18 protein-coding genes are annotated in these 16,770 nt (G+C 42.2%); 7 read left to right on the top strand and 11 right to left on the bottom strand.

The window, feature by feature from the left end:
* Nucleotides 1-91 precede the first annotated feature (91 nt).
* The 10 genes from KCX82_RS01060 to KCX82_RS01015 form a co-directional block, all read right to left on the bottom strand.
* Nucleotides 92-1,558, bottom strand: coding sequence for a hypothetical protein (locus KCX82_RS01060; RefSeq protein ID WP_227016581.1), 1,467 nt, complete (start codon nt 1,556-1,558; stop codon nt 92-94).
* Nucleotides 1,559-1,583: 25 nt separating this feature from the next.
* Nucleotides 1,584-2,657 (bottom strand): nucleoid-associated protein, encoded by a 1,074-nt coding sequence (locus KCX82_RS01055; protein WP_227016580.1) that lies wholly within the window; start codon nt 2,655-2,657, stop codon nt 1,584-1,586.
* 264 nt (nt 2,658-2,921) lie between these two features.
* The gene (locus KCX82_RS01050) at nt 2,922-4,571 is read right to left on the bottom strand and encodes a recombinase family protein (RefSeq protein WP_227016579.1); all 1,650 of its coding nucleotides are present in this window, start codon (nt 4,569-4,571) and stop codon (nt 2,922-2,924) included.
* On the bottom strand, nt 4,571-5,494 hold the full coding sequence (locus KCX82_RS01045; protein ID WP_227016578.1) for a recombinase family protein: 924 nt from the start codon (nt 5,492-5,494) through the stop codon (nt 4,571-4,573). Before KCX82_RS01045 ends, KCX82_RS01050 begins: the two co-directional genes overlap by 1 nt.
* Before the next feature lie 4 nt (nt 5,495-5,498).
* Nucleotides 5,499-7,106 carry a recombinase family protein gene (locus tag KCX82_RS01040; RefSeq protein ID WP_227016577.1) on the bottom strand — a complete coding sequence of 536 codons (1,608 nt, stop codon included), beginning with the start codon at nt 7,104-7,106 and terminating at the stop codon, nt 5,499-5,501.
* Nucleotides 7,107-7,184: 78 nt separating this feature from the next.
* Entirely contained in the window at nt 7,185-7,346 is a 162-nt protein-coding gene (locus KCX82_RS01035; RefSeq protein WP_227016576.1) for an SHOCT domain-containing protein, read from the bottom strand.
* A gap of 13 nt (nt 7,347-7,359) precedes the next feature.
* Nucleotides 7,360-7,755: a recombinase family protein gene (locus KCX82_RS01030; protein WP_227016575.1), complete on the bottom strand. Its 396-nt coding sequence runs from the start codon at nt 7,753-7,755 to the stop codon at nt 7,360-7,362.
* A gap of 14 nt (nt 7,756-7,769) precedes the next feature.
* The gene (locus tag KCX82_RS01025; protein ID WP_227016574.1) at nt 7,770-8,150 is read right to left on the bottom strand and encodes a type II toxin-antitoxin system PemK/MazF family toxin; all 381 of its coding nucleotides are present in this window, start codon (nt 8,148-8,150) and stop codon (nt 7,770-7,772) included.
* Complete coding sequence (locus KCX82_RS01020) at nt 8,131-8,283, bottom strand: hypothetical protein (protein ID WP_227016573.1); 153 nt, start codon at nt 8,281-8,283, stop codon at nt 8,131-8,133. The genes KCX82_RS01025 and KCX82_RS01020 overlap by 20 nt, the downstream gene beginning before the upstream one ends.
* Nucleotides 8,284-8,725: 442 nt before the next feature.
* Complete coding sequence (locus KCX82_RS01015) at nt 8,726-9,178, bottom strand: sigma-70 family RNA polymerase sigma factor (protein ID WP_227016572.1); 453 nt, start codon at nt 9,176-9,178, stop codon at nt 8,726-8,728.
* A gap of 734 nt (nt 9,179-9,912) precedes the next feature.
* Between KCX82_RS01015 and KCX82_RS01010 the strand changes: the two genes are divergently transcribed.
* From KCX82_RS01010 to KCX82_RS00995, 4 genes are all read left to right on the top strand, one after another.
* A complete protein-coding gene (locus KCX82_RS01010) occupies nt 9,913-10,302 on the top strand; it encodes a winged helix-turn-helix transcriptional regulator (protein ID WP_227016571.1) in 390 nt (129 codons plus the stop codon).
* 392 nt (nt 10,303-10,694) lie between these two features.
* Nucleotides 10,695-11,090 carry a pyridoxamine 5'-phosphate oxidase family protein gene (locus KCX82_RS01005; protein WP_227016570.1) on the top strand — a complete coding sequence of 132 codons (396 nt, stop codon included), beginning with the start codon at nt 10,695-10,697 and terminating at the stop codon, nt 11,088-11,090.
* A gap of 69 nt (nt 11,091-11,159) precedes the next feature.
* Nucleotides 11,160-11,372, top strand: coding sequence for an ATP-binding protein (locus KCX82_RS01000; protein WP_227016569.1), 213 nt, complete (start codon nt 11,160-11,162; stop codon nt 11,370-11,372).
* A 160-nt stretch (nt 11,373-11,532) separates the two neighbouring features.
* Nucleotides 11,533-11,859 carry a helix-turn-helix domain-containing protein gene (locus KCX82_RS00995; protein WP_227016568.1) on the top strand — a complete coding sequence of 109 codons (327 nt, stop codon included), beginning with the start codon at nt 11,533-11,535 and terminating at the stop codon, nt 11,857-11,859.
* A 378-nt stretch (nt 11,860-12,237) separates the two neighbouring features.
* Here KCX82_RS00995 and KCX82_RS00990 read toward each other — a convergent pair whose 3' ends face one another.
* Entirely contained in the window at nt 12,238-12,945 is a 708-nt protein-coding gene (locus KCX82_RS00990; RefSeq protein WP_227016567.1) for a helix-turn-helix domain-containing protein, read from the bottom strand.
* Between the two features lie 255 nt (nt 12,946-13,200).
* On the opposite strand from KCX82_RS00990, the gene KCX82_RS00985 reads away from it, so the two are divergent.
* The 3 genes from KCX82_RS00985 (at nt 13,201) to KCX82_RS00975 (ending at nt 16,371) form a co-directional block, all read left to right on the top strand.
* Nucleotides 13,201-14,415: a MalY/PatB family protein gene (locus KCX82_RS00985; RefSeq protein ID WP_227016566.1), complete on the top strand. Its 1,215-nt coding sequence runs from the start codon at nt 13,201-13,203 to the stop codon at nt 14,413-14,415.
* A gap of 21 nt (nt 14,416-14,436) precedes the next feature.
* A complete protein-coding gene (locus KCX82_RS00980) occupies nt 14,437-15,918 on the top strand; it encodes an alanine/glycine:cation symporter family protein (RefSeq protein ID WP_227016565.1) in 1,482 nt (493 codons plus the stop codon).
* An 81-nt stretch (nt 15,919-15,999) separates the two neighbouring features.
* Nucleotides 16,000-16,371 (top strand): RidA family protein, encoded by a 372-nt coding sequence (locus KCX82_RS00975; RefSeq protein ID WP_227016564.1) that lies wholly within the window; start codon nt 16,000-16,002, stop codon nt 16,369-16,371.
* Nucleotides 16,372-16,770: the final 399 nt, after the last annotated feature.

The raw sequence follows: 16,770 nt of genomic DNA, 5'->3' as shown, positions 1-16,770 counted from the left end.
ATTCCTCCGTCAAAAGAACAGCCCTTAGGTATAAACCTAAGAGCCGTTCTGTATATCAACCAAACGTTCATATATATCATCTAGGAAATTACTAGGGTTGAATCACTGTTTCTATTTGCATAGGGCAATTGGTAAAAAAGTATACGGAGACTATAAAACCAACCCAAACCACACCTATTAGTATGGCGGCTATTATTATATTCTTTTTTGCTGTGTTGATAACTTTATCATGTTCAAACGCATTTTCCAAATCTTTATCATCAAAGATCTCTTTATAGCTATCTTTTAACTGGTGATATCCTTTTTTGAAAAAAAGCCATTTAATAATCATGGCAATATAAGTAACCAGCAAATATGCTGATGAGGCTGCAATAAAAATTCGAGTTACAAATATTAAATCTTGATTGAGACTATGAGTTGCTAAAAAGTCTTCCCAATCAATAGAATCTGTAAGGATGATTGTAATTAGGAACATAATAACAGCAATAAAATTGTTCTTCAGACCTTCAATTAGATTATAAATTAATTCTTGCAACTGTTTTGATGAGTCAACAATAAACGCTGAAATCTGTTTTTTCATTTCAATATACTGTTCTGTTGTTTTTTTCTGATACAGAATATAATTTGATTTAACAGAATTCCATATTTCCTCGTTAATGCCAAGAATTTGATCAGCGGTCTTGCAGTTCAGGCAGATTACGTTTCTGGTAATACCTGTTCTTTCAACAGCATTTTCTCCGCCAAATGCCCAATTAAAGAGTTGGCAAGCATTTGTATTCTCCGCAATTAGATTTATGTTATAGGCAAATCCTTGTTGAGAGGGAGAAAATTGAAGAACCATTTTTTCGCCAATTATATATGAACTATTTGCTAAATAAAGGTACGCAAGCAAAGTCCTGATTTTATTAAAAAGAGAAATAAGCAATGGATTTTTTTCAGACGTATTTCCAAGAAATTCGAAATCATACGGCATAAGCGGAAAATCTATACGATTTAAAAATAAACTTGCATTTTCACACTTTTTAAGCTGTTCCTCGCGCACTACTTCCGCATCTGGCCAATGCTCGCCCTCTTGACAAAATCCGATGCTATGTGTATATAATCCAACTACTGCATCTAAAGTTTCAAAACGTATATACGAATGGTGAGAAAATACAGATGAGAAAAACGTTAAAAGATCGACTAATGACAATCCACTATAGTAGTCCATGAATCTCTCAAAGCAATATATAGATAATGTGTTACAATCATCATAGTTTTTAGTAATATGAACGTTGATTTCCACATCATCGTCTGGCTCGCTTTGTGCAAGAAAATTTGTATATGCTACTCGCCAGTCGCCACCATCAGTCATAGGATAGATGAAATCAACACACGCCTTCATTGTGATTTTAACTGTATCTCGGTTTTTAAAACTTCCGAGGTAAGAAGAGAGCTCAGACTGGTCTGCTAACATGGCAATTGTCGATGAAAATTGTGCGTTCACTTCAGCGGCGGCTTCATAGTAAGATTTTGCATTTCCAAATAATTGCCTAGAACATTCTAGAAAATCAAACATTTCCACCACCCCTTTCTGAAATAATCTAATTACTCATTACATTCACGTTACATTCGCAAAATAGTTCGTATGTACTATTCTCCTCACAGGCAATTTCAATATATCTTGAACCATTCGTGTGTGTTTTAGCAGTTATGGCATCTCGATAGTTTTCGACATCTTCTGCGATACTTAATTCAATGCCTGTAGTCACAGGAAACTTTAAACGTCTCCGCTTTTTAATTGCATCTGGAATTGTATTAAACTGACGATCAAAATTCTTTTTTTCAGGTAATTCCAGTAGTGCAGCTTGAAGTTTTGTTAAGTCTAAATCCGCTTTGTCTGGTTGGTAACCACCGACCAAAGCATTTACAAATTCTGAATAGTTTATTTGTTGCGGAGTTTTCATTGTATGAATCAGCGTATTTCTCAAATTGTAGTAATCACGTTCTGATTGTTTTTTAACTTTTCTTTTCAATTCCATTTCCATTGCATTAAATGCTGTGCTAGTGTTAGTTTGATCACTACGCTCCTCGTTCAGTTCAAGAAATTGAGTTGCCCAATATTTCGCGTCATTGTCTGTGTAAATGCGCACCGTGTCAAATGAAGTCTCTTCGTCTATAAGAAGAGGGAATACAGCAGACTTCCATACATTCTTTTTTTCACTCGGAAAGCCAAAGTTTTTTTGCAGGCTTTCTCCATCATACCATTCAGAGTGTTCAACTTTAGCTATAATATATATGTATTCATCAGTATCAGTTTTGACAAATGCCTGAATTAAACTACCTTTCTTTATTTGTTTTCCGGTAGCCGCAATACGCTCTTGTGCTTGTTGTTCTTCTCTTAACAATTTATCTGCGATACTATGCGAATATGAATCCAACTCACCCTTTTGTTCATCAGACAAAGAAGTTAAATCAGCCGCTATCGAAACAATTCCACCGATACAGTTAACCACCGTTGTATTGTCATCGTGAACCGTATACATTTTAATACTATCGTTACGAGTGGCAAAACGAATATACTCATTTACGAACGAAGTAAAATCAGGTGGTATCTCTTTACGCGTTAAGGCTCCATTGCTAACATCAATGTTGTGGAATGATTTATAAATAATCAATGTTTTACCCTCCCTTGTATAGTTACATCCATTGAGTTTTAGCACCCTCATATCGGTAACTTTCTCAAATTACGAGATGATAAACCATTTATTATCATCTAATATTACAATTCTACCACTTTCTCTACAACTATAAAAGAGAATTATTTTCAGAGGAAGCTGCCAACAACAAAACTCTCAGCTCCTATATCTGAGAATTTTGTTCTTAGCAGTGTTTATGTACGCGGCAGGAGCTTTCACTCATCACTAACTCCCGCCGCCTATTTAGTCCTCAAAGTCAATCCGCTGGCTCATAACAATGCCGGACTTGAATTGGATTTCTACTTTACTTTCATTGATGACTCTGACCGTCTGGAGCAGCCTGCGGACAAGATCATCGTCAAATTCCCGCTTTAGATAACCGGTTTTCTTCATATAGCCCTCCATATCCTGCAACCGCTGGTCATAGGACTCTGCAAGCTGGCGTTCCCTGATGGCCTTGGCTTTTTTCTTTTTTAATTCCTTAATCTCATGGGCGATCACGCGGTATTCCTTGTCAAACATCTCGTCCGTACACTCGGACTTGGCACTGTCCTCGATGAGCTGCATCATTTTTTGCTGCAGCTGCTCAATCTGCTCATCGTATTCGGTCGGCTCCCCCTTGGGGGCGTAGCTGCCAATGATCCGGATGACATTCTCCCGAAATGCCTGTACAAATTCGCCCTGATCCTCCACTACGCTGTTGATGGCCGCCATTATGGCTTGGTGTATGGTATCCTCCTTCAAGGTAGGGGAATGCTTGCACCGCTTGGAACCGTGTTTTAAGCGGCTGTCACAGCGCCACACGGCTTTCTTCTGCCCATACTTTGACCACACCTGCCTGCGATAAGGCTGACCGCATTCTGCACAGACCATGATATCGGACAGAACGTACTTGGAGCTATATTTTCCTTTGACCGGCTCAGCCTTTTTCTTGGCGGCAGGACGGTAGATGGCAGAGCGTCTTGCTTTTTCTTCTTGAACCCGGTGGAACAGCTCCTTGGGGATGATTGCCTCGTGATTGTCCTCGATATAATACTGGGGAACGATACCCCGGTTCATAACCTTTTTCTTGGTCAGAAAGTCCACGGTGTAGGTTTTCTGCATCAGGGCGTCACCCATATATTTTTCATTGGCCAGCATTTTGTCGATGACCGTGGCACTCCATACGGTATGGCCAGTAACGGTTTTGACCCCATCAGCTTCCAGTATCCGCTTAATTTTATAGCTGCTGTTTCCCTCTAAAAAAAGGCAGAAGATTCTGCGCACCAGTTCTGCTTCTTCAGGGACGATCACCAAATTTCCGTCTTTATCTTTTGTGTATCCTAAAAACTTGCTGTGATTGACGATCACCATACCGCTTTCAAATTTCCGAACGATACCCCAGTGGCAGTTTTCGCTGATATTTCGGCTTTCCTCCTGTGCCTGACTGCTGAGAATTGTGATCAGCAGCTCACCGCTGCCCTCCAGCGTATTGATGCCCTCCTTCTCAAAAAACACTGCGATGTTCTTCTCCTTGAGCTTGCGAATATTAATCAGCGAATCTACCGTATTTCGGGCGAACCGGCTGATGGATTTAGTGATGACCATGTCGATTTTCCCGGCCATGCAGGCGTCGATCATTGCCTGAAAGTCGGAGCGCTTCGCAGTTGAGGTTGCACTTTTACCATCGTCCGCAAAGATGCCCGCCAACTTCCAGTTGGGATTGCTCTTGATTTTCTCTGTGTAATAAGCCACCTGTGCTTCGTAGCTGGTTTCCTGCTGTTCCTGCAGGGTGCTGACGCGGCAGTAGGCCGCTACCCGCAAGGTTTTCATCTGTGGTCGTATAGTGCGATCATACGCCTGTTTGGCGGGAATGACCGAGATATTCTTTTTCGTTGCGGTTGCTGCTTGCATTATGTATCCGCCTCCTTTGCTTTTTCTGTAATATGGGTTTCTAACATCAGATCGTTATGCAGGTAAAACTGCATCCTGCCATCTTCATAGATGATTGCCTTCTTAATGGTCGCTGTAAAAAGTTCCCCATCAAACGTGGTCTGCGCTTCTTTGCCAGACAATGCTGCTTTGAGTTTATCAGTTTGATAGCTCCAATCATCAATTACCGCCACCTGATATTGCTCTATGGCCCGTTCAAATACCATCTCTTTTAATTGGCTGGCCGTATACTGCCCGGTTTCAAGGGCTTGCTGTATCTGACCAGTCAGCCGTTCACTGGCCGGGCAGGATGCCAGAGACTTTACCCGTGATTGCCGTTCCAATATTATAGGAGTAGCAATTCCTTTGTTGATGATTCGGAGAAAGGCATTCTCAATCTGCTCATTGGTGAGAAAAATGTTTCGGCAGCACACCCGATTTCTCCAAATATAATGCTTGCATTTCCATTTCACAGTTTCGCCAGCCTGCCCACAGTGCTCTACATAGCGGCGGTACGATTGTCCACAGGCACCACAGTAAAGTTTATTGCTAAACAGCGAAGCGTTTGCAAAACTGTTGAGTTTGGCTGTTCTCCCAAGGCTCTCCACCTTTTTCTGGCGTATACGCTGAACCTGTTCAAATATTGCTTTGTCAATCAACAGGGGATAGAAGCCATCTCCTATATACTTTGTATTTTCCAGTATTTTTCCTACCGAGCCGTGATTCCATGAAGGCTTGCGGCTGGCGTTTAGGACGCCTTTTTCTGTTAGGCCTTTGGCGATTCGATATGTAGAGGTTCCGGTCAGATATTCCTCAAAAACTGCCCTTACAATCTGTGCGGGCTCCGGTGCAATTTCGGCCTTTCCATCGACAATCCGATAGCCGAGTGGTGTATGTCGTTGCATTTCCTCACATCTCCTTCCCATAGCATTCTGATAGCTCCAACCCATTTTTCAGTCGGAACACCAGCCGCCTATCCGGGTAAGCCACCACCTTGTCGATAATCATACCGAAGCACTCTTCGTCAAATTCTTCTATGATAGAGGGACGATTTTTGCGCACTGCGATGAGGTATTCAGTTTGTCCAATTTCCTGCTCGTACAACTTCTGCTCCTTTAAGAGCTGCAGCCTGCGGTACGCCGCATCCAATGCAGTATCGATCCGATTGCGCTCCCCTATAAAAACAGCAGAGCCAATGTCACCGTCCGAAAGGACTTTTTGCAACATATAGCTCTGCTTCTTAAGTTCCTGTATTTTGTTTTCCAACTCCTGAAATTCACGCTCTTGCTCTGGGGCATCCGGCACTGCCTTTAACGCAGTCAGCAGGGGAATCAGGATTTCTTGGTAATTGCTGGACAGACGGTTCCACATCGTGACAAACGCTTGCTTGATGATATCTTCCCGGATAGACTTTTGTCCGCATTTTGAAATATCCTCGATGTGCTGATGGCAGCACCATTGGATTTTCTCATAGGGCTTGCCAATATAGATTTTCTGCCTGCGGAATGTAGAACCGCATTCCCCGCAGACAATCCGACTGCTAAATGCATACCGACTTTGATATACTGAGAGGTCATCGACGCACTGCTTCTTCCTTCGGTATTCATAAAGCTGGCGCACCGCCTCTGCTTCCTCTCTGCTGATGATTGACTCGTGGTTATCGGTGATCAGGTACTGCGGCAGTTCTCCGTGATTGTGTTTTTTGATAAAGGGAACGCCCTCTGTGGTATAGGTTTTCTGATAGAGCAGGTCACCCTCGTAGACTGGGTTCTGTAAAATTCCCTTAATCACACTGTCCTGCCATCCCTTAGAGTCGCGAATGGTTGGAAGTCCCTCTTTTCGCAGCTTCTTGGCGATGGCATAGGAGCCTTTCCCCCCCAAATACTCATCAAAGATTCTGCGCACAATAGCGGCTTCTTCCTTTTGGATGACCAGCTCGCCATTTTCATTGTTCACATAGCCGTAAGCTGGGGAACCAATGGTAAACGTACCATTCTGAAAGCGGTAAGTATTGGCCCATCGACTGTTGGTGGAAATATTCTCCGACTCGCCCTGCGCAATAGAGCTTAAAATGGTCAGAAGCTGTTCGCTTTTTTCTGACAGGGAGCTGACCCTCTCTTTTTCGAAGTAAACCTCTACACCCCAGCTTTTCAGTTTTCGGATAGCCTTGATGCTGTCCACGGTATTTCTAGCAAAGCGGGTGACAGACTTCGTAATAATCAGGTCAATTTTACCCAGCCTGCAGTCATGTAGCATCTGCTTGAAATCATCTCGCCCTGAGGTCTTGGTGCCGCTCCTTGCCTGATCCGCATAAATACCCACGCATATCCAGCCGTCCTTGTTATCAATCAGGCGAGTATAATACTCCACTTGTGACTCAAAGGAGCTGTTCTGCTCGGTTGACCCTGTGCTGACCCGGCAGTAGGCACACACTCGTTTGGCTTGTGGTACTTCCAGCTTTTTTGCAGTGCTGACAGGTTCGATTTTAGTAATAATTTTGACTTGTTTTTTTGCCATATGTTTTCTCCTTTCCCTGAATCGTTTCTCCTGTTAGCACCACACAATACCACACCTTTTGGAACATAGCTAGTGTTTTTACGCATATACTTCTTGCAGCTCTGGAGAAAATGTTTCACGGTTCAGAGCATCAATTCTTTTATATTCCTCTGGCAGTAAAAATCCGTTTTTCAGCATCAGATCAAGCAGCTTGACTGCCATTTTATAGTGTAGCTCCTTGGTTTCTTTTTTCTGTTCCATGGCCATCCTCCTATCACTGCTGATCCATTGCAGAATAAGAAATCATATCCTGCACCATTTTTTGAAAGGAAAAAGACAGTTTTCCCTCTAGCGGGGAATAAGCTGTCACCCCTACCTGTGCAATACGTTCCAGATAGTCCATCGTCTGGCAGGTATCACTGCCAATGCGGGACACATTGTGGACAAGTAGCACATCTACATTTCCAGACTCTGCAGCCTCCGCAAAACGCTTCAGGCCGGGCCGGTCAAAGGACAGTCCATTAGCCAGATCCTCTGAGGAACCGACCACAGCAAAACCCATCTGATCTGCATAATCTATTAGCTGCTGACGTTGGCCTTTTAAAGCTCCATGCGTGTCCTCCGGCGCATCGATGCGACAGTAGACCCACGCTCTATTTTTCTTATTCATATCATTGTCCTCCTTCACATATCCATGCACATTTGCTGTGTAAGCATCACTGGGTTCTCTAAGCCAAGACTGACCGCCATCGCCTGATCCACAGCCTGCAATTTTTCCAGCTCCAACCGCCCTATGTACTCCCGGAGTCGGGAGCGGTCAATGGTACGTATCTGCTCCAACAAAATGGTGGAGTCCCGACGCAAGCCGCAGATTCCGTCCAGCGATACATGAGTGGGCAGCGGATGCTTGCTTGTCTGACTAGTAATGGCCGCTGCAATCACCGTAGGGCTGTAGCGATTGCCGATATTATTCTGGATAATCAGCACTGGACGAATGCCGCCCTGCTCGGAACCGACAATCGGCGTCAAATCAGCATAGAAAATATCACCTTTTCTTATATTCACAGTGCGTTCCTCCTTCCTTTGATACCTTCATATCACAAGGACGGTGACAGACCGGATGGCACTCCACTCGTCCTGTCACCGTAGTTTCTGACATGAAAGTCATAACTTGTTCTTCGTTTTCGCTTGCTCCCATTCGACACTACTTCCCGGAGCAGAGAGCCGGATTGCTCTCTATGGGCAGCAAGCACAGACCGGCTCTGGTTAAAGCCGTCATGGGATTTTCACCCCTCCGAGGTTCTCTCCGAGCCGCCCTCATTGTTTGAGACTGTGACTGGGCGGAAGTATCATTATAGGCTGTTCAGGGCTTTGCATGACGGTTCACCACGAACCGCTTTTGAAACGAACGATTCTCGCTCTGCACCTTTGATTCTATCGTTCTGACGGACAAAGGCTTGTCCGCAGGTGGTCTTGGCGCGTTCTTCCATGACGCTTTTCCCTCTCAGGCTGAACAGCTAACGTATCTGTGCTGCTGGATATGACTGCCGTGGAAGCAGTGTTTTTCAAGGAACAACGAGGAGATTTATTTATCCCCTCACTTACTTCCACGTTGACAGAGCATTTTGCACACCCCAAATTCAAAAGTTTTTTAAATTCTTTCTGAGCTTTTCCAGAATGCGGTTTTTCTGTTTATGGACGGCATTGTGATAAATACCTCGTTCATCAGCAATTTCTCGCTCCGTGCGTTCCTCAAAATAGAGTTGTTCAATGAGAATGCGCTCATCTTCCGAAAGAAGAGATAATGCTTTATGTAGCTGCTGGGACCGAATGTTGCGAATTGCCACTTCCTCTACGCTGTCAACAATCTCTGTAAACTGAATATTCTGATCCAGCAGCCGTTCATATGAGTCCTCCCGGCTTGGAATGATGGTGACCGTCTGTTCTTCTTGATCCACCACGGTCTGCTCCACCTTGAGGTCGTACTCCTGATACTGCATTTTTCTTTCTGTGGTTTTCAGCACAGCGATGACTTCCTCGCTGACCCCCGGATATAGCTTTCTGAAATCCGGGATTCGATATGGCTTTGCCATAGGCTTGTCCTCCTTTATTTTCGTTTGAGTCGAAAACGAAGGACAAGTGGAGGGCCTCGGCACCTCTTTTTTGAAAAAACGCAAAAAAAGACATCGGTGCAGGTGTAATAACCCGCATAGATGCCTTCTAAATGTTCATGTTTTACACGATCTGTGTATTCGTGCTGCGCAGCGCAAAGGGAACCTATAACCGCACATCTTTTTTTAAGCAATCACCATTTCGTCCTGATGGAATCAGTTTGATCGAATGTCGCTGCTACGCACAAGCAGCGGCATGGTTATAGTCCATCGCATAAAAATAACCCTCCAATCTCAAAAACGAGCTTGACGGGTTGGTGTTTTGGCGCATTCCATCAACCCGTCATTATTGTCGTTTTTTTTGACGGGTTTTTTGCCGTTATATATGCATTCGGAACCACGACCGCGGAAGCGTGCGATCAGTTCTGTTGAAATATGTATATTTTTCTACTGCGATACCATATCGTGATTATTGCTGATATCATTATTTCAACCTCATAACTTTAGGTCGTATTCATAATGATATCCTTACCTGCCATAAATGTTTTACCTCCATGAACAGATTTTCGGTTGATGATTCCATTATATTCACAAAAACCAATGCCGGAAATATATAATCGAATTTGTTTGTAACTTATGTTTTTAATAGTAACTTGCATTTTAATTGGTTGTAGAGTTATGATTAGAGCACAAAGTGAAGTACAGGAGGAAATATGATGTATAAACCAAAAATAGAAAAGGATATCCGCTGTCCACTAGAATATGGTCTGGACATTTTTGGCGGTAAATGGAATTCCAGAATTGTATGTGTTCTGGCAGAAAAGCACACTCTTCGTTACAGCGAATTACGTAAAGATATGGCCAATATCACAGATGCAGTTTTGGCCTCCACCCTGAAAGCACTTATCAGCAACGGCATTGTGAACCGAAAATCTTTTGACGAAATCCCCCCCAGAGTAGAGTATTCCCTGACAGAAAAAGGAATTTCGGTTATTCCTATTCTGCAGAGCATCTGCCACTGGGCGGGGGCTTATCACAAGGAGGACTCTGTGAATACCATGCGGCAATGCCAAAAGTGTGATTATAACGGTGGCACCATAGAATAGAAACAGATAGTATTTACAATATGACCAGAACAGAAAAATTAAATCACTGATTAGCTATCTTCTGGAAGATGGATTAGAATACGTGCAACAGGCAAATGCATCCGCAATAGTTGCTTCGCAGCCTGATGAATGTCTGTTATTTGTTCAATCGTCTATCTCTGTTATATTCATTTGCAAGACGAACTTCTTTCTGCGAAAAGTAACGAAAGAGGGATCGTCTTTTAAATCAAACCTGAAAAGTGAATTCAAAATACTCCCCAAACATAGCAATAGTTGCTATGAAAATTATTAGTAGCTCACAAATTTGCTAATATCTTGTTTCAAATGGATAGCTCTCTTATACTAAGCGTAGCTTAACAAGCAAACAACAAACAATTAGGGAGGTTATTCTTATGCTAAATGAAAATGTAGTAAAGCTGCTAAAGGAAGATATGTGGGATCTGGCAACCTGCTCCGGCAATGAACCAAATGTCGTTCCCGTGGCTTTTAAAGATGTTACCGATGACGGCAAGCTACTCGTAGGTGATGTGTTTCTGGAAACTACACTGAAGAACATCCAGTCCAACGGCGGAAAAATCGCCATCTCTGTATACGATGCAAAGAATTTGGAGGGCTATCAGATTAAGGGCACTGCCACATATGTCAAAGAAGGCGCTATTGTAAACACCTTTAAGGCTATGGTAGAAAAGATGTTTAATGGCGCAGCAACCGCAAAGGGTGCTCTGGTCATCACCCCAGACAAGGTAATTGTTACTACTCCAGGTGCTGACAACAAGAAGGTTCTGTAACAACAGAGACAAAAAACGGGTGCGGAGCCGATAAGCCCTGCACCCGTTTTTATTGTGGAGGTAAAACATATGGCAGTAGAAAACACCAGAATAGAGAAGGCTTTTATTGACCCTACTAAATGTATTGGTTGCGGAGCATGTATCCTACATTGCCCTGCTCAGGCAATCTATATGATGCCCAGATGGGTCAGCTACGTGAATCAAGAAAAGTGTATGGGTTGTGGAAAGTGTGTTGAACTTTGCCATAGAAATGCTCCCTCCTTATATCAAACCAATAAATGAATTTATACTATCAATTTTGATGACAACTAAGAAACCAGTATGAAAAGCAGATATACAGAGAATCCAATAGGCTGCATTTCTATTCGTGTCTAACACGAAACTGTGGGGCGTTCACGTTCTGATACCCGAACTATAAAATGGTATTGGAGGTGAACTACCAGTGGATAAAATTGATCTTTCACATATGGGGCCTATTTTGAAGAAAGCACGGCTTGATGCACGCCTAACGCAAGAAGAGCTTGGCGGACGAATTGGAAAAACCGCTCGTTATCTCCAAGCGGTTGAAAATGAAGGGAAGTGCGTCAGCCTAAATACATTTATGCGATTAATTCGGTCACTTAATATCTCAGCGGATGAAATTGTTTATCCTGAGTTGAAATCCAACACTGACGAAACCGTACAGTTGCTACGCATTATCAAATTACTAAATGGCAGAGACAGAAAAGTTTTACTGGCCACTGTCATGGAAATGCTAGAAAACCAGTAACTGAACCACCTTTCAATTTAAGGGGGTTCTTTATTTTTCTCTGTTGTTCAAAATTTCTTTAAGTGTTCCCTTAGCCTTCATATGCCACCATGACGCATCCCATACGCCACCAAGTGGGCATAGCTGCCCCTTGGCGGCGTATTTAATTATGAAATATCTGTTCATTTATAATTAAATTTTTATGCCACTTTTACATATGTAAACTGATAATTTGGGGCGGTAACCGTAGATTATCCTTATATACTTTATCCTGAGTTGTTTGAAAGGGCTTGTCCTCAACAATCATAAATAAGTAATGGGTTCCTTTGTGCAATGTTTACCAACTCATATTAATTCTAAGTTTTCTACACCACTCATTATACATCTGTTTTGGATTCTTTAAGTGACTGTCATCATATTATAAAGTTTCAAAAGACGAATATCTTCTTTTGAAACCATCAGCTGTTTCAAAAGTTTTTCATCTTCTTTCAGTGGTGATCGCGATAAAAGCGCCTTCTCCGCACACGGCATCAATGGACGGAAGGAAAGTCCAAAGAATAGCCCCCATTTTATATCTACATTTACAAACGAAGCCATGACAGTGACAATTACCTGTTCAATCGGAGAATCCTGATTCTGCAGAATCAGGTGCGTTAAGGAATCATAATGTTTCATGGTTCCGAAATAGCTGAACTCACAGTTTTGATAATGTTCATGATCTCTACTGTTTAAATACATAACGATTTTAAATGTATCTGGCGTCATTTGTGATAGAACATCGACCACACAACGATTTAAACTTCTGCTTCGGCCATCAAACATATAAATGTAAAATTGAGAAAGATCCCTAAAAAAAGCTGGTATCTTATCGTTTGGAACATACTTCTTATATGTCGGTAACGGCAGAAGCTGCTCTACTTGAATTTTCAATGCGGCCGCAATATCATACATTGTGATGATATCAATGTCAATCTGACCACTTTCGTACTTTGATAGTGTTGCCTTACTCTTATTAATTAAGTCCGAAAGCTGCTGAACTGTATATCCCCGGAGCTTTCGAAAGGATCTTATTTTACTGCCAATTTCAATAGTAATTTTATCTTTCACATTCAACCCCCCCTTATTGTGTAAAGTGTTTCCTCAAAATATCTTTTGCGTTCATTCCATTGCCCAATTTTTATTCGTATCAATTATTATACCTAATTGTCTTGTCAATGTCTACTCAGATGAAACAATTATTGAATTTGTTTCCTTTGATGATACGATGATCTTTTTGACTATTAATCTTCCAAAATTTATTATGTAATTAGGCGCAAATTTGTTGAAAGCGGTTAGGTTACGTTTTAAGAGGAGGAAGATCAAATGAATTATGATTTTGACGAAATTATCGACAGAAAAAGTACCAATGCAATGAATACAGATGGATTCCGCAGCTATATTTTTCATACCGGTCCGAACACAAGATTCAAGTTCGCGGACGACGAGTTCGTACGTATGTGGGTGGCAGACATGGAGTTCACTGTTGCCGATCCAATTAGAAATGCATTGAAGGATTGGGTTGACAAAAGAATCTATGGATATACGCAGGTATATGAGGCCGGATATTATGAGGCCTTTTCTGCTTGGTGTAAGCGGCATTACGACTGGAATGTTCCAGTAAAGGAACTAACTTTCTCAACAGGGGTCGTTCCTGCAGTTTTCCAACTTATTGAAATTCTTGTGAAGCAAGGCGAAAAAGTACTGACTTTGACACCAGGGTACGGTCAGTTCCAGCATGCGGCAGATTATAACCATGTTGAACTCGTTCAGAGTGCTCTGATTAGTAATAACGGGTATTTTACAATTGACTTTAATGATTTTGAAAAGTGCGCCTCAGATCCAATGATAAAGCTTATTATTCTTTGTAATCCGCACAACCCTTCAGGTCGGATTTGGACAAAAGAGGAGCTTGAAAAAATTGCACAGATTACAAGAAAATATAATCTCTGGATCGTTTCGGATGAAATTCATTGTGACTTAGTTAGGCAGGGGCTTCACCATACACCGATGGCAAAGGTTATGTCAGATTATCAAAAACTTGTGACCTGCATGGCTCCGAGCAAGACCTTCAACATTGCGGGTCTTATGCTGTCTGACATTATCATTCGTGATGAGAATCTGCAGAAAACATTTATGGAAAGGGACAAGAATGTTGGATGCCTAAACCCGTTCTCTATTGTGGCTCATATTGCCGCATTTAATGAAGGTGATGAGTGGCTGGGACAGTTGAAAACCTATTTGGATGGCAATTTTGAAATGGTAAAGACCTATCTCAATGAGAACCTTCCAGAGGCCGTATTTAAAATTCCAGAAGCAACCTATCTTGCTTGGGTAGACCTCTCCAAGTGCCTGCCAGCAAACACGGACTTTTCAACGTTCTTTGCGAACGAAGCAGGTGTTCTTCTAGAGGGTGGAAGTGCTCAATTTATTGGGAATGGCGAAGGTTATGTCAGACTAAACATGGCAATGCCGCGAGCTACCGTCAAAGAAGGAATGAAGAGAATTTGTAACGCAATCAAGAATGCAAATAAAAAATGATAAAAGATTGGAGGAAAAAGCATGGATGCATTGGTTAACGTAACTGGACGGCTTACCGGAATAATTTGGAGCACCCCACTGATTGTGTTATGTCTTTTAGTTGGTTTGGTTTATACCGTTGTTCTCAAGGGATTTCAGATTACAAAGATTAAAGAAATGATTGGTCTACTGGGCGGTGAAAACAAACAGGAAACAAAAGAGGGACTTTCTTCGTTTCAGAGCTTCTGCTTAAGCGTCGGAACAAGAGTTGGTACCGGCAATATCCTTGGTGTTATTTCCGCCATAGCAACCGGTGGACCTGGAGCAGTTTTTTGGATGTGGATTCTGGGAATCCTTGGTGCAGCAACTTCTTTTGCAGAGCATAGTATTGCACAGCTTTATAAAAGAAGAATTGATGGAATTTATCGAGGAGGTACGGCTTTCTTTATCCGGTATGGAATTGGCGGGGCCTTTGGTGCGGCACTAAGTGTTGCATTTGCGTTTCTTGGTTATCTCAGCACCGGAGTACTTGGTGCATTACAACCGGGTGCCTGCACAGATGCACTTCATAGCGGATTTGATATTCCGAGGCCGATTTCTGCTGTAATAGTCGCCATTTTGGTTTTTGCTGTTTTGTACGGCGGAATTCGTCAGATTGGATTTATTTCTGAGAAGATTGTACCTATAATGTCGGTTTTATATCTTTTGATAGCAATCGTTATTGTTATTGCGAACATCACGAAACTACCTGGTGTTCTTGCGACAATCGTTACCAGCGCATTTGGCACAAATGCCGTTTTCGGAGGTATTGTCGGAACGGCCATCAACATGGGTGTTAAAAGAGGTGTTTATTCTAGTGAGGCCGGCCAGGGCACTAGTACTCCTCACAGTGCAACGGCTGATGTTTCTCATCCGGCAAAGCAGGGACTTGTTCAGGCACTTTCTGTTTATGTTGTCACCATTTTGATCTGCAGTGCGTCAGCATTTATGATTCTTTTACCAGGTACTTACAATGTAGAGGGTACAGCAGGAGCTATGATCTATGAAGGCCTTCCTGGAATTGAAGCTGGAATTACGTATGCGCAGGCAGCCGCAGACACTGTCATTCCGGGATTCGGAAAATATTTTATGGCTACAGCATTATTCTTATTTGCATTTACCACCGCTATTGGACAATACAATATTGCAGAGACAAATGCTGCAAATATATATAAGGGCTTTGCGGAAAAGAAATCTTTACAGTTGTTGCTGAAACTGATTTACATGGTTCCTTGTGTTATTGGTGGGCTTCTAAATATCAGTGCTGTTTGGGGACTGAGTGACATAGGTATGGGGTTGAATGCATGGGTAACTTTACTTACTCTTTTATATTTTGTCCCAACTACCCTTATCATCTTCAAGGACTACTATGAACAAAAGGCACAGGGCATAGATCCTGTTTTCCGTCCGAGTAGGTATGGAATCAAGAATGCCGAACTTTGGGAAGAAATCGCGGATGAATACGAAGCAAAGAGAAAGAAATAAATGAAATACGTCAGTGCCTTGCAAATGTAAAGGTACCAAAAGATACAAATAATTAAACTATTACGAAGGAAATTACCTATCATGAAATTAATCAATACGGAAAAGGCACCGGGAGCCATTGGGCCATATTCTCAGGGATTCAGCGTAAATGGAGTTGTTTATACATCAGGACAGATCCCTGTAAATCCAGAGAGTGGAAGTGTACCAGAAGGCATTGAAGCTCAGGCGGATCAAAGTTGTAAAAACGTAGGCGCTATCCTTGAAGCATCAGATAGCAATTTCAATAAGGTTTTTAAGACAACATGCTTTCTTGCAGATATGGAAGACTTCGCATCTTTCAATAAAGTTTATGCAAAGTATTTTACATCCAACCCTGCTAGAAGTTGCGTCGCAGTTAATACTCTCCCGAAGGGTGTTCTCTGTGAGATTGAAGCAATTGCACTCACTAGGTAAATTGTTCAATTTGCAGAGCAAGACTCGATCACCCATCGAGTCTTGCTCTTTCGTATTGAAGTAAAAAATAATATACACCTATTTAATTATGCAGAAGATATTACGTTAGGTGTTTATCAACAGAGTTGCCTAGATCTGAGCTTTATACCCAATGGTATTTTGTATCTGGAGGATGAAGCATCAAAAGCTAAGGGTGCTAACATCAGAGATGAAAAAGTCGTAAAAACTGTTATTTAAGCCATACTCGATTCATTAACGAGAGCCACCTTCTTAGGAAGGCTCTTTCACTTTTCTCTGTTGTTAAGTATTTCTTCAAGTGTTTTCTTAACCTTCATACGCCACCATGACGCATCCCATACTCCACCAAGCTGGCAGACTTGCCCCTTGGCGGAGTTTTGT

This window comes from Sinanaerobacter chloroacetimidivorans (genome assembly GCF_018128545.1).
Taxonomy (GTDB): Bacteria; Bacillota; Clostridia; order Peptostreptococcales; family Anaerovoracaceae; genus Sinanaerobacter; species Sinanaerobacter chloroacetimidivorans.
Note: the sequence above shows the minus strand (reverse complement) of the source record. Positions and strands in the feature narration are given on the sequence as shown.